General features: G+C 59.7%; 20 protein-coding genes, 1 tRNA gene and 1 pseudogene. 10 read left to right on the top strand and 12 right to left on the bottom strand.

Annotated features, from left to right (window positions below):
* Positions 1-31: 31 nt before the first annotated feature.
* Complete coding sequence (gene gcvA, locus LOY53_RS17810) at positions 32-928, bottom strand: transcriptional regulator GcvA (RefSeq protein WP_027592802.1); 897 nt, start codon at positions 926-928, stop codon at positions 32-34.
* Positions 929-1,183: 255 nt separating this feature from the next.
* Between gcvA and LOY53_RS17805 the strand changes: the two genes are divergently transcribed.
* From LOY53_RS17805 to LOY53_RS17795, 3 genes are all read left to right on the top strand, one after another.
* The gene (locus tag LOY53_RS17805) at positions 1,184-2,566 is read left to right on the top strand and encodes an amino acid permease (protein ID WP_027592801.1); all 1,383 of its coding nucleotides are present in this window, start codon (positions 1,184-1,186) and stop codon (positions 2,564-2,566) included.
* Positions 2,567-2,669: 103 nt separating this feature from the next.
* Entirely contained in the window at positions 2,670-3,167 is a 498-nt protein-coding gene (locus LOY53_RS17800) for a PaaI family thioesterase (RefSeq protein WP_258703091.1), read from the top strand.
* An 87-nt stretch (positions 3,168-3,254) separates the two neighbouring features.
* Complete coding sequence (locus LOY53_RS17795; protein ID WP_252825146.1) at positions 3,255-3,950, top strand: glutathione S-transferase N-terminal domain-containing protein; 696 nt, start codon at positions 3,255-3,257, stop codon at positions 3,948-3,950.
* A 106-nt stretch (positions 3,951-4,056) separates the two neighbouring features.
* Here LOY53_RS17795 and LOY53_RS17790 read toward each other — a convergent pair whose 3' ends face one another.
* Entirely contained in the window at positions 4,057-5,673 is a 1,617-nt protein-coding gene (locus LOY53_RS17790; protein ID WP_252825145.1) for an inorganic phosphate transporter, read from the bottom strand.
* Between the two features lie 128 nt (positions 5,674-5,801).
* Between LOY53_RS17790 and LOY53_RS17785 the strand changes: the two genes are divergently transcribed.
* The 7 genes from LOY53_RS17785 to LOY53_RS17755 all read left to right on the top strand — a co-directional run bounded on the left by LOY53_RS17785 (position 5,802) and on the right by LOY53_RS17755 (position 10,408).
* Entirely contained in the window at positions 5,802-6,188 is a 387-nt protein-coding gene (locus LOY53_RS17785; protein ID WP_027592797.1) for a DUF488 domain-containing protein, read from the top strand.
* A gap of 13 nt (positions 6,189-6,201) precedes the next feature.
* Positions 6,202-6,633, top strand: a complete 432-nt coding sequence (locus LOY53_RS17780) for a GNAT family N-acetyltransferase (protein ID WP_258703090.1) — start codon at positions 6,202-6,204, stop codon at positions 6,631-6,633.
* Positions 6,634-6,754: 121 nt separating this feature from the next.
* Entirely contained in the window at positions 6,755-7,144 is a 390-nt protein-coding gene (locus tag LOY53_RS17775; protein ID WP_252825143.1) for a helix-turn-helix domain-containing protein, read from the top strand.
* Between the two features lie 63 nt (positions 7,145-7,207).
* A complete protein-coding gene (uvrY, locus tag LOY53_RS17770) occupies positions 7,208-7,846 on the top strand; it encodes a UvrY/SirA/GacA family response regulator transcription factor (RefSeq protein ID WP_027592794.1) in 639 nt (212 codons plus the stop codon).
* A 5-nt stretch (positions 7,847-7,851) separates the two neighbouring features.
* Positions 7,852-9,675, top strand: a complete 1,824-nt coding sequence (gene uvrC / locus LOY53_RS17765; protein WP_085272601.1) for an excinuclease ABC subunit UvrC — start codon at positions 7,852-7,854, stop codon at positions 9,673-9,675.
* Between the two features lie 33 nt (positions 9,676-9,708).
* Positions 9,709-10,269 (top strand): CDP-diacylglycerol--glycerol-3-phosphate 3-phosphatidyltransferase, encoded by a 561-nt coding sequence (pgsA, locus tag LOY53_RS17760; RefSeq protein WP_027592792.1) that lies wholly within the window; start codon positions 9,709-9,711, stop codon positions 10,267-10,269.
* A gap of 63 nt (positions 10,270-10,332) precedes the next feature.
* Positions 10,333-10,408: transfer RNA gene (locus LOY53_RS17755), tRNA-Gly, on the top strand.
* Between the two features lie 221 nt (positions 10,409-10,629).
* Here LOY53_RS17755 and LOY53_RS26730 read toward each other — a convergent pair.
* The 10 genes and pseudogenes from LOY53_RS26730 to tssK all read right to left on the bottom strand — a co-directional run bounded on the left by LOY53_RS26730 (position 10,630) and on the right by tssK (position 20,060).
* On the bottom strand, positions 10,630-11,016 hold the full coding sequence (locus LOY53_RS26730) for an RHS repeat-associated core domain-containing protein (RefSeq protein ID WP_309475934.1): 387 nt from the start codon (positions 11,014-11,016) through the stop codon (positions 10,630-10,632).
* A gap of 158 nt (positions 11,017-11,174) precedes the next feature.
* Positions 11,175-11,408: pseudogene (locus tag LOY53_RS17745) on the bottom strand (contractile injection system protein, VgrG/Pvc8 family); the annotation flags it as partial.
* A 9-nt stretch (positions 11,409-11,417) separates the two neighbouring features.
* Positions 11,418-12,080, bottom strand: coding sequence for a GAD-like domain-containing protein (locus LOY53_RS17740; protein ID WP_258703089.1), 663 nt, complete (start codon positions 12,078-12,080; stop codon positions 11,418-11,420).
* 3 nt (positions 12,081-12,083) lie between these two features.
* Positions 12,084-13,415, bottom strand: a complete 1,332-nt coding sequence (locus LOY53_RS17735) for a polymorphic toxin type 15 domain-containing protein (RefSeq protein ID WP_258703088.1) — start codon at positions 13,413-13,415, stop codon at positions 12,084-12,086.
* A gap of 4 nt (positions 13,416-13,419) precedes the next feature.
* Positions 13,420-13,776: a DUF4150 domain-containing protein gene (locus tag LOY53_RS17730; protein WP_252825140.1), complete on the bottom strand. Its 357-nt coding sequence runs from the start codon at positions 13,774-13,776 to the stop codon at positions 13,420-13,422.
* Between the two features lies 1 nt (position 13,777).
* Positions 13,778-15,133 (bottom strand): DUF2169 domain-containing protein, encoded by a 1,356-nt coding sequence (locus LOY53_RS17725; RefSeq protein WP_258703087.1) that lies wholly within the window; start codon positions 15,131-15,133, stop codon positions 13,778-13,780.
* Positions 15,134-15,147: 14 nt separating this feature from the next.
* Positions 15,148-17,193, bottom strand: a complete 2,046-nt coding sequence (locus LOY53_RS17720) for a type VI secretion system Vgr family protein (protein ID WP_258703086.1) — start codon at positions 17,191-17,193, stop codon at positions 15,148-15,150.
* 72 nt (positions 17,194-17,265) lie between these two features.
* Positions 17,266-17,781 carry an Hcp family type VI secretion system effector gene (locus tag LOY53_RS17715; RefSeq protein ID WP_252825137.1) on the bottom strand — a complete coding sequence of 172 codons (516 nt, stop codon included), beginning with the start codon at positions 17,779-17,781 and terminating at the stop codon, positions 17,266-17,268.
* Between the two features lie 132 nt (positions 17,782-17,913).
* A complete protein-coding gene (icmH, locus tag LOY53_RS17710; protein WP_252825135.1) occupies positions 17,914-18,720 on the bottom strand; it encodes a type IVB secretion system protein IcmH/DotU in 807 nt (268 codons plus the stop codon).
* Positions 18,717-20,060 carry a type VI secretion system baseplate subunit TssK gene (tssK, locus tag LOY53_RS17705; RefSeq protein ID WP_252825133.1) on the bottom strand — a complete coding sequence of 448 codons (1,344 nt, stop codon included), beginning with the start codon at positions 20,058-20,060 and terminating at the stop codon, positions 18,717-18,719. The genes icmH and tssK overlap by 4 nt, the downstream gene beginning before the upstream one ends.
* Between the last annotated feature and the right edge of the window lie 8 nt (positions 20,061-20,068).

Below are 20,068 nucleotides of genomic sequence, written 5' to 3'. Positions count from 1 at the left end.
CTTATAAGATTTTGTGTTACCTGCACTGGCCTCAATCCCCCTCAGCCACCCGCTCGCGAATCCACTGCACGAAGGCCCTGACCTTCGGCACCTCCGCCGCATGCTCGGCATGGGCGATGAAGTGCCGGCCATTGCTCGGCACCGGGTGGTCCCAGGCCACCACCAGCTTGCCTTCGTTCAACTCCTCCGCCACCAGGTACCGCGGAATCAGGGCAATGCCACAGCCGGCGATAGCGGCCCGGATGCACAGGTAAAACGTGTCGAAACGTGGGCCGTGGTAGCTGTTCTGGCTGTGCAGCCCCAGCCCCAAAAACCACTCATGCCAGGCTTCCGGGCGCGACACACACTGCAGCAGGCGGTGTTCGGTCAGCGCCTCGGCGCTGGTGAAACGGTGGTTGGCGAGCAGCTCTGGGGCGCACACCGGCACCACTTCCTCGCTGAACAGCTCGATACACGTTGCCCCAGGCCAGGTGCCCTGGCCGAAGAAGAAGGCGATGTCGGCCTTGGACTGCACCAAGTCGAAGGGTTCCAGCTCGTTACGGATATCCAGGTGAATACGCGGATAGCGATCACCAAACCCCTTTAGCCTGGGCACCAGCCAGCGCGCGCCGAAGGTCGGCTGGGTGGCGATGCGCAGCACTTCGGTCTCATCGCCATAGCTGAGGATGTAGCGGCTGGAGATGTCGATCTGGGTGAGGATCTTGTTCACCTCGGTCAGGTACAGCGCACCGGCCGGGGTCAGGTGCAGGCGCCGGCGAATGCGCTGGAACAGCGAGTGCGACAGCATGTCCTCCAGTTGCGCGACCTGTTTGCTGACCGCGCTCTGGGTCAGGTGCAGCTCTTGCGCCGCGCGGGTGAAGCTCAGGTGGCGGGCAGCCGCTTCGAAGCACTGAAGGGCGGTGGTCGAGGGCATCAGGCGTTTGGACATGACAGGCGCGTACCGAGCAAAAAAGGAAGAAGTTCATTCCGTATTGGAATCATGTGCTTCGAAAAGGTCGTTTGTTGACCCAGGCCTATAGATTAATACTGACCTGGATCAACGATTACAACCGGTCGTGCGAAGAGGAGGGAAGTAGCCACCGCCGGCATCTACAAAACAACAAAAAACGCACACCAGAAATTAATAAGAATTCTGCTCCATTTTTTAGCCGTCCCACGACGGCGACCCATTCGAGGGTTCTCCATGGCTTCGCTAGAAAACAAGAAACAGCGGTCCTTGCAGCACGGCCTGACGTCCCGTCAGGTTTCCATGATCTCCATCGCCGGCATCATCGGCGCCGGCCTGTTCATCGGTTCCTCCAACGCCATTGCCACCGCCGGCCCGGCCATCCTCATCTCCTACGCCATGACCGGCCTGCTGGTGCTGCTGGTGATGCGCATGCTGGGCGAAATGGCCATCGCCAACCCCAACAGCGGCTCGTTCTCCACTTACGCCTCCGAGGCCATCGGCCCTTGGGCAGGCTTTACCATCGGTTGGTTGTACTGGTGGTTCTGGGTGCTGATCATCCCGGTCGAGGCGATTGCCGGCGCAGACATCCTGCATGCCTACTTCCCCGGCGTGCCTTCGTGGTTGTTCGCCTTCCTGATCATGGTCGTGCTGTCGGGTACCAACCTGATCAGCGTGAAGAACTTCGGTGCCTTCGAGTACTGGTTTGCGCTGGTCAAGGTGGTTGCCATCGTTGCCTTCATCATCGTCTGCAGCCTGGCCGTGTTCGGCTTCTGGCCGTTGGCCGAGGTCTCGGGCGTGAGCCGGCTGTGGGACAATGGCGGCTTCATGCCCAATGGCTTCGGCACCGTGCTGGGTGGCGTGCTGATCACCATCTTCTCGTTCTTCGGCGCCGAGATCGTCACCATTGCCGCTGACGAAACAGCCAACCCGAAAGACAAGATCCGCCGTGCCACCAACCTGGTGGTGTACCGCATCGCGATCTTCTACCTGGCCTCGATCTTCCTGGTGGTGTCGCTGGTGGCCTGGAACGACCCAGCCCTGAAAGCCGTGGGTTCGTTCCAGCGGGTGCTGGAAGTGCTCAACGTGCCGGGCGCCAAGCTGCTGGTCGACCTGGTGGTGCTGGTGGCGGTCACCAGCTGCATGAACTCCGGCCTGTACACGGCCTCGCGGATGCTCTACTCCCTGGGTGCCCGTGGCCAGGCGTTGAGCATGACCAAGCGCATTTCGGGTGCTGGCGTGCCAACGGTAGCGGTTATCTTCTCGACCCTGGCAGGCTTTGCCGGTTGCTTCGTCAACTATGTGTTCCCCGGCAAGGTGTTCGGTTTCCTGCTGTCCACCACCGGCGCCATTGCCTTGCTGGTGTACCTGGTGATCGCCGTGTCCCAGCTGCGCATGCGGGCCCGTGCAGACCGTGAGGGCACGCCGCTGGAGCTTAAGATGTGGCTGTTCCCTTATCTGACCTGGCTGGTGATCGGCACCATTGTCATGGTCCTGGGCTACATGCTGTTTAGCGATGCCTACCGCTACGAGACGCTGATGACTGCGGGGGTGACGCTGTTCATCCTGCTGGTGTCGCTGACCCAGCGGCGCGGCAAGGTGGTCGCACAGACTGCTTGATCCAGAGGGGGCGCTTGGCGCCCCTTTCTCATTGGCGCTGTCCCAGCGCGGCGCTACCATCGACGCTTGCCTCACTTCCCATTCCAACAAGCACAGGAAGCGTATGAACGAGCACACTCTTTCCCTCCAGCAGCTTGCTGCACCGGAAGGCACCTGCTACGGCTGTGGCTGCTCCCACCCCAGCGGCCTGCACCTGCAAAGCCATTGGGACGCCGACGGCATCCACCTGCTGTGCCGCCACGCACCCGACAGCACCTTCATCGGCTGGCCCGGCCTGGTTTATGGCGGCTTGCTGGCCATGCTGGTCGATTGCCATTCCAACTGGACCGCCATGGCCTACCACTACCGCAACGAAGGCCGCGAACCGGGCAGCCTGCCGCGTATTGACTGTGTCACGGGCACACTCAACCTCAGCTACCTGAAACCGACCCCCATGGGTGTCGAGTTGCTGCTCAAGGCACGCGTAGAAGGCGAAGTCGGGCGCAAGAGCCGGGTTGTCTGTGAGGTCTGGGCAGACAATGTACTCACGGTGACGGCGGACTCGGTGTTCGTTCGGGTCGACACCGCAAAGCTCAAGCTCAAGGCCCACGGCCAGGCATGAGCCGCCTGTGCCGATGAAGGGTCGGTGATGGTCAGCCGCGCGGGATGTCACTAAAGTGACAACTCCATTCCCCAGGCAAGGTTGACCATGACCGATCTGAGCGCATTCCCCATCACCCGCAAATGGCCCGCCCAGCACCCCGAGCGCTTGCAGCTGTATTCGTTGCCGACGCCGAATGGGGTCAAGGTGTCGATCATGCTCGAAGAGATCGGCCTGGCGTACGAGCCGCACAAGGTCAGCTTCGACAACGATGACCAGATGAGCCCGGAGTTCATTTCCCTCAGCGCCAACAACAAGATCCCCGCCATCCTCGACCCGAACGGCCCCGGCGGCCAGCCGCTTCCGTTGTTCGAGTCGGGCGCGATCCTGCAGTACCTCGCGGAAAAGAGCGGGCAGTTGCTCAGCCAGGACCCCGCTACCCGTTACCAGACCCTGCAGTGGTTGATGTTCCAGATGGGCGGCATCGGGCCGATGTTCGGCCAGGTCGGGTTCTTCCATTTCTTTGCGGGCAAGGAATACGAAGACAAACGCCCGCGGGATCGCTACGTCAACGAATCGAAGCGCTTGCTGGGTGTGCTGGACCGCCACCTGCAAGGCCGCGAGTGGATGGTCGACGAATACAGCATCGCCGACATCGCCATTTTCCCTTGGGTGCGCAACCTCGTGGAGCGCTACAACGCCCGTGAACTGGTCGGGTTCGATGCGTTCAAGGAAGTGCAGCGGGTGCTGGCGAAGTTTTTGGAGCGGCCGGCGGTTCAGCGTGGCCTGAAAATCCCGGGATGATCGGGCATCCCTGAACCTGTGGGAGCGGGCTTGCCCGCGAATGCTGTAGTAGGTCCACCATCGCATTCGCGGGCAAGCCCGCTCCCAGCAGGTTCTTTATTGCAGCCTAGAAAATCTGGTTAAGAAGCCAGTACAGGCTACCTGCCAGCAGCATTGCCGCGGGCAGGGTCAGCACCCAGGCCATCAGCAGGTTGATCAACGTACGCTTCTGAATCCCCGAGCCATTGGCGACCATCGTCCCGGCCACACCCGAGCTCAGCACGTGGGTAGTCGAGACCGGCAGCCCGAACATGTCGGCCGCCCCGATGGTGCACATCGCAACCACCTCCGCCGATGCGCCTTGGGCATAGCTCAGGTGGGTCTTGCCGATCTTCTCGCCCACTGTCACTACGATGCGCCGCCAGCCGACCATGGTCCCCAGCCCCAGCGCGATGGCCACAGCTACCTTGACCCACAGAGGAATGTAGCGCGTGGCGTCGTCCAGCTGTGTCTTGAACAGTTGCACATGGCTGCGGGTGTCGGCATCGAAGTTTGTCAGCTGGTGCTTGTCGAGCAAGCGGATGGCTTCGCTGGTCAGGTACATGTCATTGCGTACGTTGGCCATGGCTTCGGCCGGCACGCGCTTGAGCGAACCGTAACCCTTCACCTCTTCGCCGATCATGCCGGTAAGGGCGGCCAGGGCTGGTACCAGTTGCGGATTGGGCTTGGGCTCGGCGATGAACGCGGTCAGCGTTTGACGCGGGTCTGCGGGCGCCGCTTGCGGGTCATGGCGCACCAGGGCCTGACGCGTCACTTCGGCCACGGCCGAGAACTGCAGGGCCTGTTCGCTGGGCATGGTCTTGTTCAGCGCATACGCCATCGGCAGCGTGCCGACCAGAATCAGCATGATCAGCCCCATGCCTTTTTGCCCATCGTTGGAGCCGTGGGCAAACGATACCCCGGTGCAGGTCAGGATCAGTACGCCGCGGATCCACCACGGTGGCGGCGTCTGGCCTTCCGGCGCCTGGTACAGCTCTTTGCGCTTGACCAGCGCGCGCAGCGCCAGCAGCAACAGGGCCGCGCAGGCAAAGCCGATCAGTGGCGAAAACAGCAGGGCATACCCCACCTTGCTGGCTTGGGTCCAATCCACGCCGCTGGTGCCGTCGCGCCCATGCATCAGCGCATTGGCCACGCCTACGCCGATGATCGAGCCGATTAGTGTGTGCGAGGAGGACGCCGGCAAGCCCAGCCACCAAGTGCCCAGGTTCCAGATGATCGCGGCCAGCAGCAGGGCGAAGACCATGGCGAAACCGGCCGAAGAACCTACCTGCAAAATCAGCTCTACCGGCAACAAGGCGATGATGCCAAAGGCCACCGCGCCGCTGGAAAGCAGCACCCCCAGGAAGTTGCACAACCCCGACCAGACCACAGCCACCGGTGCCGGCAAAGAGTGGGTGTAAATAACCGTGGCGACGGCGTTGGCGGTGTCATGGAAACCGTTGACGAACTCGAAGCCCAGGGCAATCAGCAGCGCCAGGCCCAACAACAGGAAGGGGGTGACGGTGGTGATTACCGTGCCGCTGGCGCTGACATCCTGTTTCAAGCTCCAGGCGGTGTAGGCGATGCCTGCCAGCAGCAGGCCGAAGAACAAAACCAGGGTGGCACGCCCGGGCTTGTGGGACAGCTGCGGGCGGGAATCGCGTTGGGCCAGTGGCGGCTGGCTGGCCAGGGACGGGGTTGCCATGGGGGCTCCGGTTGGCGTCGGGCGAAGGTGCCGAAGGCTGTGAGCTTAGGAGCAATTCGTGACCGGTCCGTGACCTCGGTCAATGAATTCACTAGGCTCAAGACGGACGGTAAATGCAGGAGAAAGCCATGATCCGCTGCAAACGTGTCTACGAAGCGGCCGCCGACGAAGATGGCCAGCGCGTGCTGGTCGACCGCCTGTGGCCGCGCAACAAACGCAAGGAAGACCTGCAGGGCCAATGGTTGCGCGAGGTGGCACCTTCGGACGAATTGCGGAGGGCGTTTCACCAGGGGGAGGTGGATTTCGCCGGTTTCACCCAGCGCTACCAGCAACAGCTGGCCGCCCACCCCGAGCACTGGTACCCACTGCTGGACCTGGCGGCCAAAGGGCCGCTGACCTTGCTTTATGCCGCCAAAAACACCGAGCACAACAATGCCCAGGTGCTCGCCGAGTGGCTGGAGGATGAGCTGGAACGCCGTGGCCCAGGCAGCTCGCCAGTGTGCTACGCCACCTGAGCAGTGCACAATAATGGCCATGAACCTTGTACCTGCCACCGACGCCCACCGCAGCTTTGCCCGCGACCTTACGCGCCGGGCCATGCTGCCGTACTACCGAGAGTTCGACCTGTTGTGGCTCGAAGATGCCTTCGATCAGGCCTGGGGCTGGCGTGAGCAATGGCTGGTGATGGACGGTGACACGGTGCTGGGCTACTGCAGCCTCAGCCAAGACCGCCAGGCACTGTTCATTCGCGAGTTGCATCTGCTGCCCGAGCACCGCGGGCGCGGTATCGGCAGCCGGGTGCTGGAGGCGCTCGCCGGTTGGGCGCAGCAGCGGCGTCTGCCACTGCTGCGTTTGATGGTGTTCCGCAGCAACCCGGCCAGGCAGCTGTATCAGCGCAGGGGCTTTGTCGAAATGGGCGAGGATGAGTGCTTCGTGCGCATGCAGCGCGCAATCGAGTGATAGCTCAGTGATGGCTTGTCGTGGCCGGTGACCATGGGCATAGTGGACCCAGGAATTTACAGCTGCTTACAGGAAGGTGAGCGGCGTTGGATGATGTCTGGGGACTAAGGAGATGCACCCTATGAATGGATTCGGTCCGCGACTGCGGGAAGAACGTGAGCGGTTGGGGATGACCCAGCGGGTGTTTGGTGACATTGGCGGGGTCGAGCCCAATGCCCAGGGTAAATACGAAAGTGGCGAACGCACGCCGCGTGCCGATTACCTGGCCGCAGTGGCCGCCCATGGCGTGGATGCCCTTTACGTGCTCAGCGGTGTACGCACCCCGGAGCCGCTGGAAAACATGACCCAGGATGAGGCCGAATTGCTGGGGGCCTTTCGGCAATTGCCGCTCGCCGATCAAGCAGCGCTCTGGCACTTGCTGGGGCGTTTGTCAGGTGAGGTCAAAAGCCGCGAAACAGTGAGGCCTTTCACACTTGGCCGTCAGGCCTATCTGACAGAAGTTTTGCGTTAGGCCCGCCATGAAAAATTTTGTTAAGGTGGCGGGATCCAATCGCCCTGTAGACGAGGTGTGTGCTTGATTAGGGTCTTAGTGGTCGATGATCACGATCTGGTACGAACCGGTATTACACGCATGCTGGCCGACATCGACGGCTTGCAGGTGGTGGGTGAGGGGGATTCGGGGGAGGCGGCGCTGAAGCTGGCCCGGGAACTGAAGCCGGACGTCGTCCTGATGGACGTGAAAATGCCGGGCATCGGTGGCCTGGAGGCTACCCGTAAACTGTTGCGCAGCCACCCCGACATCAAGGTGGTCGCGGTCACCGTGTGCGAGGAAGACCCATTCCCCACCCGCTTGCTGCAAGCCGGCGCAGCCGGTTACCTGACCAAAGGTGCCGGGCTCGACGAAATGGTCCAGGCCATTCGCCTGGCCTTTGCCGGCCAGCGCTACATCAGCCCGCAAATCGCCCAGCAATTGGCGCTGAAGTCGTTCCAGCCGCAAGGCTCGCCGTTTGACGCCTTGTCTGAGCGGGAAATCCAGATCGCCCTGATGATCGTCGGCTGCCAGAAGGTGCAGATCATCTCGGACAAGTTGTGCCTCTCGCCCAAGACCGTCAATACTTACCGTTATCGGATCTTTGAAAAACTCTCGGTCACCAGCGACGTCGAACTGACCTTGCTGGCCGTTCGCCACGGTATGGTTGACGCAAGCCTGTAAACCTCATGTCCCAAGCTTTTGATGCCAGCGCGTTCCTGGCGACCTGCAGCGGTCGCCCGGGCGTCTACCGTATGTTCGACGCCGAGGCGCGGCTGCTCTACGTGGGCAAGGCCAAAAACCTCAAGAAGCGTCTGGCCAGCTATTTCCGCAAAACCGGCCTGGCGCCCAAGACCGCCGCGCTGGTGGGCCGTATCGCCCAGGTCGAGACCACCATCACCGCCAACGAGACCGAGGCGCTGCTGCTGGAGCAGAACCTGATCAAGGAGTGGCGGCCGCCGTACAACATCCTGTTGCGCGACGACAAGTCTTACCCCTATGTCTTCCTGTCTGACGGCGACTTCCCGCGCCTGGGCATCCACCGCGGTGCAAAAAAAGCCAAGGGCCGATACTTCGGCCCGTACCCCAGCGCCGGCGCCATTCGCGAAAGCCTCAGCCTGTTGCAAAAGGCCTTTTCGGTGCGCCAGTGCGAAGACAGCTACTACGCCAACCGCACCCGGCCCTGCTTGCAGTACCAGATCAAACGCTGCAAAGGGCCGTGTGTCGGCTTAGTCGATAAAGACGAGTACGCCGACGATATCCGCCACTCGGTGATGTTCCTCGAAGGCCGCAGCCAACAGTTGGGCAACGAGCTCAATGCCGAAATGGAGAAGGCCGCCATGGCCCTCAATTTCGAGAAGGCCGCCGAACTGCGCGACCAGATCGCCCTGCTGCGCCGCGTGCAGGACCAGCAGTACATCGAAGGCGGTACCGGCGACGTCGACGTCATCGCGGCCTTCGTCAACCCTGGTGGCGCCTGCGTGCACCTGATCAGCGTGCGTGGCGGGCGGGTGCTGGGCAGCAAAAACTTCTTCCCACAGGTGGGTATCGAGGAGGAGGTGGCTGAAGTCATGGCCGCGTTCCTGTCCCAGTACTACGTGGGCAACGCTGAGCGTGAACTGCCTGGCGAACTCATCGTCAATGTGGTGCACGAAGACTTCGAAGCCATCAGCGAAGCACTGCAGACGCTACGCGGCCGCGAGCTGACCATCACCCACCGGGTGCGCGGCACTCGGGCCCGCTGGCAGCAATTGGCCGTGACCAACGCCGAACAGGCCCTCAACGCCCGCCTGGCCAACCGCCAGCACATGGCCGCGCGCTTCGAGGCCCTGGCCCAGGTGCTGGGCCTGGACGAAGTGCCGCAACGCCTGGAGTGCTACGACATCAGCCACTCCAGCGGCGAAGCCACCGTGGCCAGCTGCGTAGTGTTCGGCCCCGAAGGCCCGATCAAGTCCGACTACCGCCGCTTCAACATCGAAGGCGTCACCGCCGGTGACGACTACGCCGCCATGCACCAGGCCCTGACCCGCCGCTACGGGCGCATCAAGGACGGCGAGGGCAAGTTGCCCGACGTCTTGCTGGTGGACGGCGGCAAAGGCCAGTTGAACATGGCCCGCGACGTGATGCAGGAGCTGGCCTTCACCGACCTGACCCTGCTCGGCGTGGCCAAAGGCGTAACCCGCAAGGCCGGTTTCGAAACCCTGTACCTCAATGACGTGCACCACGAGTTCACTCTCAAGGGCGACTCACCGGCGCTGCACCTTATCCAGCAGATCCGCGACGAAGCCCACCGCTTCGCCATCACCGGCCACCGCGCGCGCCGTGGCAAGGCCCGTCGCGTGTCCAGCCTGGAAGACGTGGCCGGGGTCGGCCCCAAGCGCCGGCGCGACCTGCTGAAACACTTCGGCGGCCTGCAAGAGCTCAACCGCGCCAGTATCGATGAGATCGCCAAAGCCCCCGGCATCAGTAAAAAGCTTGCCGAGTCGATTTATGCCAGCCTGCATAGCGAGTAGAATGCCGGGCTCAACCCGCAGCCAGTCGTACCGATGAATATTCCAAACCTGCTCACCGTTCTACGCGTCCTGCTCATCCCGATCTTCATCCTGCTGTTCTATATGCCCTATCACTGGAGCTATATGGCCGCCAGCAGTGTGTTCGCCGTTGCCGCCGCCACCGACTGGCTGGACGGCTACCTGGCGCGTCGCCTGCAGCAGAGCACGCCGTTCGGTGCCTTCCTGGACCCAGTGGCAGACAAACTGATGGTCGCCGTGGCGCTGGTGCTGCTGGTGCAGGTACACGCCAACTTCTGGCTGACCTTGCCCGCAGCGGTGATCATCGGCCGCGAGATCGTCGTTTCGGCGCTGCGCGAGTGGATGGCCGAACTGGGGGCGAGGGCGCACGTGGCGGTGTCCAACCTCGGCAAGTGGAAGACCGCGGCGCAGATGCTGGCGCTGGTCATTCTGCTGGGCAACCCACCTGCGGTGACGATGTGGGTGATTCTGGGTTACGGCCTGCTGCTGGTAGCGGCAGGGTTGACGTTGTGGTCGATGGCGCATTACCTGCTGGCCGCCTGGCCCCACCTGCGCGAAGGCTCGGAACAAAAATAAAACTTTTTTGAATCAAGGGGTTGACGCCGTTTTAGATATCGCTAGAATGGCACCCATCACGACGCGGGAATAGCTCAGTTGGTAGAGCACGACCTTGCCAAGGTCGGGGTCGCGAGTTCGAGTCTCGTTTCCCGCTCCAAATTCGATCCTCAGTGCGTCGCTGGGATCACAAAGAAGAGGCCTTAGGGCCTCTTTTTTTGTGCCTGGGATTTGGCGTTTGGGTCGCGCGCTGTGGGGTTTGTCCTGTGCTTGTAGGTGCTGGCTTGCTCGGGCGCCGGACTATGGTAGCGGGCCGTAACGCCGTCCCGGGGCACTACATGTGGCTTGTACACGGCCTTGCTGATCCTTCGCCCCAGCGGGTCATAGCCGAACACAATGCGTTCGACATCCCCGGATCGGGTCACACCAGCCGGTGCTCGGCGTCATACGAGAAGCGCTGCCTCCGATTGTTACCGATGCTTTAGGTGCTAGGCCGAGAGGATCAATCCATACTGTCGGATTTGAAGCGTAGGTGTATAGGCTAATGATCCCGTTAAGTCCTATCGGATCACATGTTGTAAAACAGCCAACTTCTGGATCATAAAACCTAAACGTGTTGTAGTGTAGGCCTATCTCCCGGTCAAGGTACTGCCCCTGATACCGCAAGTTCTGCTCGCGCTCTTGTCGTGGACTGTGCCACTCGTCCCTTGTGTTCCCCCAACCGCGATAATCACTGCGCCACAGCGTATGCCCCTGTTCATCCGTCAACTGCTCGGGCAGACCGGCCAGGTTGGTGTGGAAATAGTGAATGTCTTCCTGGCCCGGCCTCCCGTCGATTCGGGCCAGCGGTTCTTAGCTGCCCGGGCTGGCATAGACGTAGAGGCTGGGCATGCCACGCTGTACTTCCTGTAGCAAGCGCAGCCCTTGGCGGCCTCTTCCTGCAGGCTGGTGAACTGGCTGCCTTTGTGGGTAACCGTGTTCACCCGCCAATGCTCATTGAGATCGTCACGCGGGTGGCCAGTCAGGGTGAAGCTCAGGCCCGGTTGCAGGCGAACATCGTCACCTTGGACTTCGGCAGTGCGTACATCATGGCGAAGCGCGGTGATGCGGTTTTCGGTGAACGGCTTGCCCACGGCATCGCGTTTATAACGGCCCGGGTAGGGGAGCCACTATTTCATAAGTTTTGTTAGGTCTGTGCTAGAGAAGGGGAGTTTCGGCGTGTCGAAATTGCGCAGGATTAGCAGGTGCGGATCGAGCTTTAGTTTACAAAGACTCTCCAGAGTAGGTTTTCCTCCGGCCACAAGAGCAGGCTCGAAACCGTACATTTCATCTGGGGCGAGTGGGCCGTACTTTTTCAAGGCGCGCTTAAATAAAGGCTTGCCATTTGAGTCGGAGTTGTCGTAATCATCAGGCTCACTGGTGCCAAATAGCGATTGGATCGTAATGTTTTGAGTGGTTAATTCTTTGGGCTTTAGGCGGTTATTTAATGCAAGTATTTCATTGTGGTTGCAGATAATTGATGCGCTATGGCCGGTTTTCTCGCCGCACAAGTAAAGGTTTCCGAACGCGCTTCTGGCTATGACGTGAAATCTATCAAGGCATTCTAATGGTGTTTCCTTGAGCCAGGCATCTTTAATGTGTTCGTAATCGTCGGGGTTAACGGTCCAGAGAAGTCCGTTTGCATAGGCTGCCCATCCTTCATTTTTCCAGTACTGAATTAATACGGGAGGGAGAATGCTTTCCCATTTTGCAAAGCTGCTTTCTGGAACTCGGATCCGTTGAGTAGCTTCTCCAAAGCACTCGATGAACTCAGAAAAGTCTAGATCTCGCATTTATTATTTCCCTTTCTTACCTGGTGGGCAGATGGTTAGCTCTACATTCATCATGTCTGTGCCTTCGCCGCGCTCCATGGCTCTTGTCGCTGCGCGTTCGATCGTCTCTATTCTTCCCTTGTGTCCCCAGTTTCCACCAATAGCGCTGTTTATACGTTTGTCTCCTAATCCTGTTGGATCGGGTTTGGCCCAGCCTCCCGCAATCATATCAGGCTCGTGCAGCGCAGCCAGCTTTTCCATAATCAGACCGCTCTCTAATTTGGCCTCGGCTTTCGCTGATTTAGGATCTATATTCTTAGTTCTTTTGCTTTCATATATGCTTTTTTCGATTTCCTTGCGCCGGTCGCGCCGGTAATCGCGTTGCGCTTTGTCTGCCAGCGGATTTCGACCGGAATCTCCAGTTTTTCGCTTGGTTTCGTTGAACATTCCCCTTGCGCGGGAGAACTCCTTGGCCGACATGTTGTTGATTGCATCCTCGTGTCGCTTGAGCTGGCGAGCATACTCTTTGAGGTACTTCTTCTTGTCTGTCTCACTCATTTTCTTGTAGGCCTCGGACTGCCGAGGGTCAAAGCACTCTGGTTTTTTCTTCTGCAGCCTCTTCGGCCTTACCTTTCCGCCTGAGGTCCGTTTACGGGCAGTTGTCTCTTTCGCTCGCTTCTGTGCTGCTTCTCTCGCCGTTCGCTCAACTACTTCCTTTGAAGTCTTGACGGAGCCCTCCACCACTGCTTTGGTGCCATGCCTTCCTATTTTGCCTGCTGTACCTAAGTACCCCACAAAGGGAATAGCCGAAACCAATGACAGGGCCGCGCCTGTATAGTCCCCCCGCGCAAGGCTAATGCCCGCGTTGGCGATGTCAGCGATCTCGCCCACCACCGGAATCAGGCCAACGATATCCAGCCCCAGCTGAACACCATCGAGAATCTCATCGCCCGTAACGCCTTCTGCCGGTGTTTCGCTTTCGACTTCGGCATTGGCGTCATTGGCGGCTTTACCGGAAGCAGGTGTTTCACCGTTCACCCGACCCAGCGTATTGCCATTGGGCCTGGTATCAGCGTCACCGCTGCGCGACGAAGGGTAGAGTTGAGTGTAGGTCGGTATGTCCTCCAATTCAGCCAGTTCCCTGCGGAACGCTTCCTGACGCAGGGCCTCATACTGCGTTTCATCCAGCTCCAGGGATTTGCCCCACTCTTGGGCGCCATCGGCGAAGTCGACCAGCACTTTGCCTGCGCCGTCGGTCTGCACGAACATCTTGTCTGGCCCGCCGGATAGCTTACGCAGCCGCACTTCGCGTACCTGGACGACTAGTGTGTCCAGTTGAATGGGCTGCTCGCTCATGGCATCAGCTCCCATTCATCCAGAACAGGTCGCCGTGGCGAACAAGATGACGCCCTTCCGCACGCACGGAACTGCTGTGCTCCAACGGGTGGCATTTGCCTTCGACGGTACTGCTCTTGACGCCTTTGGCCTGGCCAGCAGCGTCACCGATGGTCTTGGGTGTGAAACTGCGCTTGTACACAACTACCGGATGTCCATTGGCGCGAACGCTCTTTGCTACACCCGTGCTGGTATCCAGCTCGGCTGTGACGGGATAGGGCACTGGTGGAACGCTGCTGCCCATCGGTGTTTTGCATACGTCGGGCGCAATGCTGATGACCGTCCATTTCGTCTGTTGCCGAGCCATTACGTTATCGGCCATATCAGACGTGCTCCCCGCTGCGGCGTGGGGCGCGCCGAATGATGGGAGCGTTGGGATTGGTTTCGAAACGCGCTTCGAGCACGCGAATATCAAGCGAATTGGGCAGGCTAATGCGGTGCGTCATCGACAGGGTCATGGCATCGGTGTCGATGCGCAGTGTGTCGGTGAGCATCGGCAGCGGCAGCATTACGCCGTTGGTCATGCGCATGAGTACGAAGGGGCGGTGGCCTGGAAGCTGGACTTCACAGTGCCCATCCTGGCTCAGGGATGGATCAATCAGGTTGAACAGGGAAACGCGTGCATCTGGTGTAGGAAAAGCTACCTGCTGGTCAACTGGCGCTCCGTTCCAATAGCCAAAATCGAAGTCCTGTGGCAATCCCGGCCAGTGGTTGTCCTCCCAGCTTTCGTCATAGGTGCCAGCAAGTGCCAAGCGCGGTGCCCAAGCGCGGCCAACAATGCCGAAGCCGGCCGGCCTGCATCCGTAGGAGGTCGCCACCTCAGCCATGGCAGCGGCATTTAGCGGGCCAGCTGGATGCCGCGAGCGCAGCATGCGCTCGATGGGGGCGTCTAAATGCTCGATCTGAGGCGCCGGCAGGCTGGCGAGCTTTTCGCCGGTCTGCTCGTAGTGCAGCTTTTCATGGCGATGCTCCAGCCAGCCACAGCCCAGCGGATTACTGAAGGAGACTTCATTGAGCAGGAACTCAGGGGCATCGGGGTTATGCCCATATTCGGGATTGGCGAACTGGCTGGCGCCTCCAAAAGCATATTCCCAACGCAGAGGAACGCGCGTGGCAAGCTCTGGGTCGGTGAGATGCCAGCCGAAGAAGTTGCGATGAAACTCGCGTGGACCGGTAAAGCGCAGGGTCTTGTCCAACAGCACGCGTGGTGTGAGTTGCTCTCTGTTGCGTTGTCGAACCTCTAGTATTCTTGCCTGGTGCGCCTGTAATTCATCGGCTGTAAGGTAAACATTTGGAGCCCGCTTCGGGGCTGGCGGATCAGGAAGTACTTGCCTGGGGCGGGTGGATGTAACACGTATACCCGCTTTCCACGAATTTGCAGGTTGCCCTTTCGGCGCATACGAATGGCCGACGACAATGACATCGCAGCGTGGCTTGAATGGCGCCAGGTCGCTCTCTTCGAGTGCGGAGCTGCTGCCGGTCTCTGCATAGTAAGTATCAGCCATGCACAGCGGCAGTGGTTCATCATCGATGACGACAGCCCGGAATCGGCCAGGACAGCCCTCAATCGGTTCGAGTCGATATCCGACCTTCATGGCGATGACAGGATGTTCCCGACCGTCAGGCGCGAGCGCGCTGAAGCACATGACGTCAAATGGCGTCAGGTTGCGAAATTCCATCTTGGGTTACCCCTTCAGTTGAGATCGACATCCTTGCCGCTGATTTGCACAGGCCCTGTGGCACTGAAGTCGAAGTTGCTACCGTTGATCAGCACAGTCCCATCGGACTTCATGACCAGAGTGGCCTTGCCAACCGTGATGCACAGTTCGTCACCTGCGGTGATGCTGAACTTGTTTCCGACTACCATCGACTTATGAATCCCCACCTGTTCGCTCTGGCTGAGCCCAACCGTTGTATTCATGGCCGCCCCCACACTCACCTGGTAGCCCGCACCGATGGTCAGGGCCTTGGCCAAACCGATGGTTTCTGCCTTGGCGAGCTTGATGGTTTCGGTCTTGTTGGCACCGATGGTCACGCTGCGGTTGGCGCCAATGCTGATGGTTTCGTCCTTGCCAACGTCTTCGGTACGGTGGTCGCCGATGGAGATCTTCTCGTTGTGGTCAACCCGTTCGCTGCGGTCTTTGCCGACGAAGGTGGTTTCGTTGTGCTTGACGACGTTGTTCTGGTCCTTCTCGGCATGGATGAACACCTCTTGCCGGCCCAGCTCATCTTCGAAACGCAACTCATTGAAGCCAGCACCTTTGTGGGTCTGGCTCTTGATGGTCATGCGGGTTTTGTGATTGGGCAGGTCGTACGGTGGCAACTGATCGCCACAGTAGGTGCGCCCAGTGATCATCGGCTGATCGGGGTCGCCATTGACGTACTGGATGATCACGTCCTGGCCGATGCGCGGGATGGCCATCGAGCCCCAGCTACCACCGGCCCAGCCTTGTGATACACGTACCCAGCAGGAGCTGAACTCGTTGTTTTGGCTTTCGCGGTCCCAGGGGAAGCTGACCTTGACCCGGCCCCACTCATCGCAATAGATCTCTTCTCCCTTCGGGCCGACCACGGTAGCCATGTGCGGGCCGTCGACTCGCGGTCTTTCCAATGGAGCAGGGCGCCATTCGGTCCGGCCGGGGACCAGCACGGCGGTCTGCTCGTAGCGCGTGCTTACGTCGGCGCCGGCGGCTTCTTCCTGCAGGCTGGTGAACTGGCTGCCTTTATGGGTAACTGTGTTCACCCGCCAATGGGCATTGAGGTCATCACGCGGGTGACCTGTCAGGGTGAAGCTCAGGCCCGGTTGCAAGCGAACATCGTCACCCACAACTTCTGCAATACGGACATCATGACGTAGCGCGCTGATGCGGTTTTCGGTGAACGGCTTGCCCACGGCATCGCGTTTATAACGGCCCGGGTAATCAAAGTATTCGTACTCCTTGGACTGATGCTCCAGGAAGGGCCCTGCAGCTCTGTGTTCCTGGCGGTAGGCTGGGTTGGTAAAGGTGTGGTCGCGCTGAACCTGGCGAGCGGTGCGCACCTGCTCGCTGTAGCGCAAGCGACGAAGGCAGGGTATGGCTTGATCGCCACCGCTGTTGGCGTGGTACAAGACGATGTTGGGGTTTACAGGCTCGTCTTCATCCTCGGTTTTGATGGCGCCATGGCTGATCAAACCAAGGGACTGCAGGCGATCGGTGATAATCAGCTTGTGCAGCTTTTCACTGTGTGCGAAGCGGTAGACGAAGCCCTCTTCCGCAGCAATACGGGCGATGAATGCCAGGTCCGTCTCACCGGCCTGAACGCAGAATTCGCGAACCTGATGGTCCATGCTGGCGCGCAGTTCGTACTGATTGATGCCCTGGCGCTGGAGCATAAGCTCAAGAATCTGCGGGACAGTCTTTTGCTGGAAGATGCGCCAGTTCGAGCGAAGACTGGCACGGGCCAGTTGCGGCTCGACCAACGCGTGATAGTAGGTGCGGTAGAAGCCACTTTCAGCCTGGCTGAAACTGCTCACCAGACCGTGTACATAGCGTACTGGGCGTCCCGCTTCCCAGATGGAGAAGAGGACGGGTTTGTCGAGCAAATGGCCGAAGTCTATGTCGCTTTCGAAACTGATCAATTTCAGCTCCAACTCGAAGGGCTTGCTTATCCCTTCTCGAAGTTCGAACGAAACCACTTCGAATTCAGCTTCTCCAACCAGTGGCTGGAAGCTGTAACGCAAGTCAGATTGGCTAGGCATAAGCAATCCTTGTCCGCCGTCTGAGGTGACACAAAGTCCGGGCGGGTAAACCGCCCGGAGCATTCGTAACTATCAGACGTTTGGCGCGCGCCAGTCATCAGAGCCCATGGTACCGGCTATACGGTGCTCCCAGATGATCATCCGATAGGCCAGCGAAACCTCGATCAGCTGCGTATAGTTTTCGTTTTTCTTATCCTGAGCGTGGGGTAAAACGGTATTGATTCTGACGATGGTCGCGTCAAAAAGCTTGGTTGTGAAAAAATGCTCTTGTTTGCCTTCTATTGAGGTGCGGTACCATTTGAACTCGACGATAGTTAGCATTTCGCCATTAGCCAGTGCTTGATACATCAGAGGCGAGGCCTTATTTAGCGAACTGGAGAATGTGAGCGGCTTGTGTACGCGCGGACCGCTGGGTTGGCCGCTCTGTGGGTCAGTGGGCGTGATCACCTCATGCTTGATTTCCTGAACCAAGATTTCATCTTCATGGCCTACCTGGTAAACATTGCCGACGGAGTCAGCGGTGAATGCGCCAGCGGTGATATCGCCTTGAGTTTCACCAGTGATTGTGACGTAAGCGGGTGTTGGCATGGCAGTCTCTCCTGCGTCCATGTGGATAAACACGCGCACTCAGGGTGGCGTGGCCATCGGGAACGATGGGCTTGTCAACGAAGCAAACGCCTCGCTAATTTTTTGAATTTCGTTGAGCCGAGTACCGGTTCACTACTGCTGCAAAATGCCGTTTAGCGACTCCAGCACCTCGGTGGTAATCAGGTGCAGTCGGTAGCTGTAGATGCCGTAGGCCACCGCCATGGCGAGGGCGGAGAGTGCCAGCGGGCTCCACCAAGGCCATTGCCGATTCATGCGGAAGTTGCGCGGGGCGACGTTGGTGTACGGATCGCAGACGGTCTCTGGTGTCGGGCCGCGCAGCTCGCGAATGATCCCGTGGAGTTGATGTATCAATGCGTTGAGGGACTCTTCACCTTTCGGCGCGATGGCGTACTTGCCCTTCAAGCCGAGGCACAGGGCGAAGTACATGAACTCCAGTACTTCCTGATAACACTTGGGTTCCTGCATAAGGCGGGAGAGCACGGTGAAGAACTTTTCTCCTCCCCAGGTTTCATCGTGAAAGATACTGAGCAGGGGTTCATGGCTCCAGCAACTGTTCTTGCCCCAGGGCCTTTCCATGACGGCTTCATCGATGAAAAGGCAAAGACCGTATGAATACGCGAGCAACTGAGCGGGTTCGTAGCCGTGCTGGCGCATCTCCTCGCGAATGTTTTCGATCTGATTGCGCACCTGCTGGTGCACATCCTTGATATTGGGCAAGGCATCCAGTGTGCGCAGACGTATCACCAGGCCGAACAGAGGCGCAGCGGCATCCAGCATCAGGTTTGCGTAGCCACCGCGCAGTTGAAAGTCTGGGTCTGCTGCATACCCTGGCGACTCATCCCTTTCTTTGTTGGCTTCCTGAATCGACGCCACTAAGCGCTGGCAGACATCGTCCTCATTGCTGAAATGCCTTGTCATTTCTGTTCTTCCCTGATCGCCCAGAACTGCAGCTCTAGCCCAGGGAAGTCCCCCGCAATATGAATTCCGAAGCCATTGGCTGTTTTCATGCACGCCCACGCAGGGTCACGTCGGTCCAGTTCGAAATAGCTGAAACCTGCATGGAAGGGCAGGTCGCGAGGTGCTACCGGCAATGGGTTCAAGGGGATACCTGGCAGTTGCAAGGGCACCAGATCATTGAGGGACTCCAGTGACGTGACCTTGGCTTTCTGCACGAACATCTGTCGCAACACCTGTGGCGGCACGTTAGCCCGCACGGCGAGTATGAAGTCGGCTTCGTCGATTAGCCGGCGATCTTCCAAGGTGGTCGTCATTACGCCGTAATCCAGCGCTTCGAGCGGAAGCGATACTGCGCGCGGTTGCAGGACGGTGCTGAGGCAGCGGCGCAGGGTGTCTTCCAACGGCTTGAAGGAGGTGCGCAGCGCCGCGTGGTGATACGCGGGGTATTCCTGCGGCAGCCTGCTTTCGTCGGTAAAGGTCACGAACTCGCCACAGGCCTGGCTCATGCACAGGTAGAGCTGCTCAGGGTGCGTCTGCGCCTGTCTGGCCAAGTGCTGAAAGCAGGGCCACCAGCGGTTCATGGCTTGCAGCAGGTTGAAGTCGCGAATGTCGGCGATACCCGACTGGCCAGCGCCGCCAATGCGGGCGGCGAGGTTGCGTGCCCGTTCGCGCAGGGTATTGGTGATTTCTTCAAGAAACCGCTGCAGCGCCGGTACCGCCCGCACCGAAACGCTGGTGGGGTAGAAGGCCTCATCCAGTTGCAGGCTACCATCGGGGCGCCGCTCCATAATGCGTGCCAGTGCCAGGCGGGTGAAGGCGCTGCTGTCTTCTGCCTTGCGCTTGAGCTGCAAGTTGGGTACGGCAAGGTCGACCTGGACCAAGTCACCGTCGGCGGTGTGGGTATCCTTGATCTCGTGCGCTTGGGCGATGTAGCGGAAGTTGGCAGTATTGTCGGGCCAGCTCACCTCGCGGCCGCCCTCGGTGCGCAGCGGTAGGCACAGGTAAACTTCGCTGTCATTCGAGCCGTCATCGTCGATTTCCAGCGGCGGCGGTGGCGGTAGGTCTGCAGGAATATCGAACACCGTGCCGTCGGGCATGATGCCTCGCGCGCGGGTGATGGCGATCTTGCCCAGGCTCAGGTACTCGTCGCTCAACTGAAGTTCGCTGAAGCCGTAGAAGGCTGCGTTAAGGCTGCCGAGGCGCTGATGCAGGGCCGCTTCGCTCGCCCGGGCCGCCTGTTGGAAATGCTGTGGTTTGACGAACAGGCCTTCAGGCCACAGGACGGGATTACGTGAACTCATGAGCGCTC

Source organism: Pseudomonas sp. B21-031 (assembly GCF_024748985.1).
GTDB lineage: Bacteria > Pseudomonadota > Gammaproteobacteria > Pseudomonadales > Pseudomonadaceae > Aquipseudomonas > Aquipseudomonas kermanshahensis.
This window is presented reverse-complemented; position numbering and strand designations above follow the sequence as displayed.

Coding starts and splice junctions, on each gene's coding strand:
- gcvA (WP_027592802.1), bottom strand. CDS start 928: ATGTCCAAACGCCTGATGCCCTCGACCACCGCCCTTCAGTGCTTCGAA.
- LOY53_RS17805 (WP_027592801.1), top strand. CDS start 1,184: ATGGCTTCGCTAGAAAACAAGAAACAGCGGTCCTTGCAGCACGGCCTG.
- LOY53_RS17800 (WP_258703091.1), top strand. CDS start 2,670: ATGAACGAGCACACTCTTTCCCTCCAGCAGCTTGCTGCACCGGAAGGC.
- LOY53_RS17795 (WP_252825146.1), top strand. CDS start 3,255: ATGACCGATCTGAGCGCATTCCCCATCACCCGCAAATGGCCCGCCCAG.
- LOY53_RS17790 (WP_252825145.1), bottom strand. CDS start 5,673: ATGGCAACCCCGTCCCTGGCCAGCCAGCCGCCACTGGCCCAACGCGAT.
- LOY53_RS17785 (WP_027592797.1), top strand. CDS start 5,802: ATGATCCGCTGCAAACGTGTCTACGAAGCGGCCGCCGACGAAGATGGC.
- LOY53_RS17780 (WP_258703090.1), top strand. CDS start 6,202: ATGGCCATGAACCTTGTACCTGCCACCGACGCCCACCGCAGCTTTGCC.
- LOY53_RS17775 (WP_252825143.1), top strand. CDS start 6,755: ATGAATGGATTCGGTCCGCGACTGCGGGAAGAACGTGAGCGGTTGGGG.
- uvrC (WP_085272601.1), top strand. CDS start 7,852: ATGTCCCAAGCTTTTGATGCCAGCGCGTTCCTGGCGACCTGCAGCGGT.
- pgsA (WP_027592792.1), top strand. CDS start 9,709: ATGAATATTCCAAACCTGCTCACCGTTCTACGCGTCCTGCTCATCCCG.
- LOY53_RS17740 (WP_258703089.1), bottom strand. CDS start 12,080: ATGCGAGATCTAGACTTTTCTGAGTTCATCGAGTGCTTTGGAGAAGCT.
- LOY53_RS17735 (WP_258703088.1), bottom strand. CDS start 13,415: ATGAGCGAGCAGCCCATTCAACTGGACACACTAGTCGTCCAGGTACGC.
- LOY53_RS17730 (WP_252825140.1), bottom strand. CDS start 13,776: ATGGCCGATAACGTAATGGCTCGGCAACAGACGAAATGGACGGTCATC.
- LOY53_RS17725 (WP_258703087.1), bottom strand. CDS start 15,133: ATGGAATTTCGCAACCTGACGCCATTTGACGTCATGTGCTTCAGCGCG.
- LOY53_RS17720 (WP_258703086.1), bottom strand. CDS start 17,193: ATGCCTAGCCAATCTGACTTGCGTTACAGCTTCCAGCCACTGGTTGGA.
- LOY53_RS17715 (WP_252825137.1), bottom strand. CDS start 17,781: ATGCCAACACCCGCTTACGTCACAATCACTGGTGAAACTCAAGGCGAT.
- icmH (WP_252825135.1), bottom strand. CDS start 18,720: ATGACAAGGCATTTCAGCAATGAGGACGATGTCTGCCAGCGCTTAGTG.
- tssK (WP_252825133.1), bottom strand. CDS start 20,060: ATGAGTTCACGTAATCCCGTCCTGTGGCCTGAAGGCCTGTTCGTCAAA.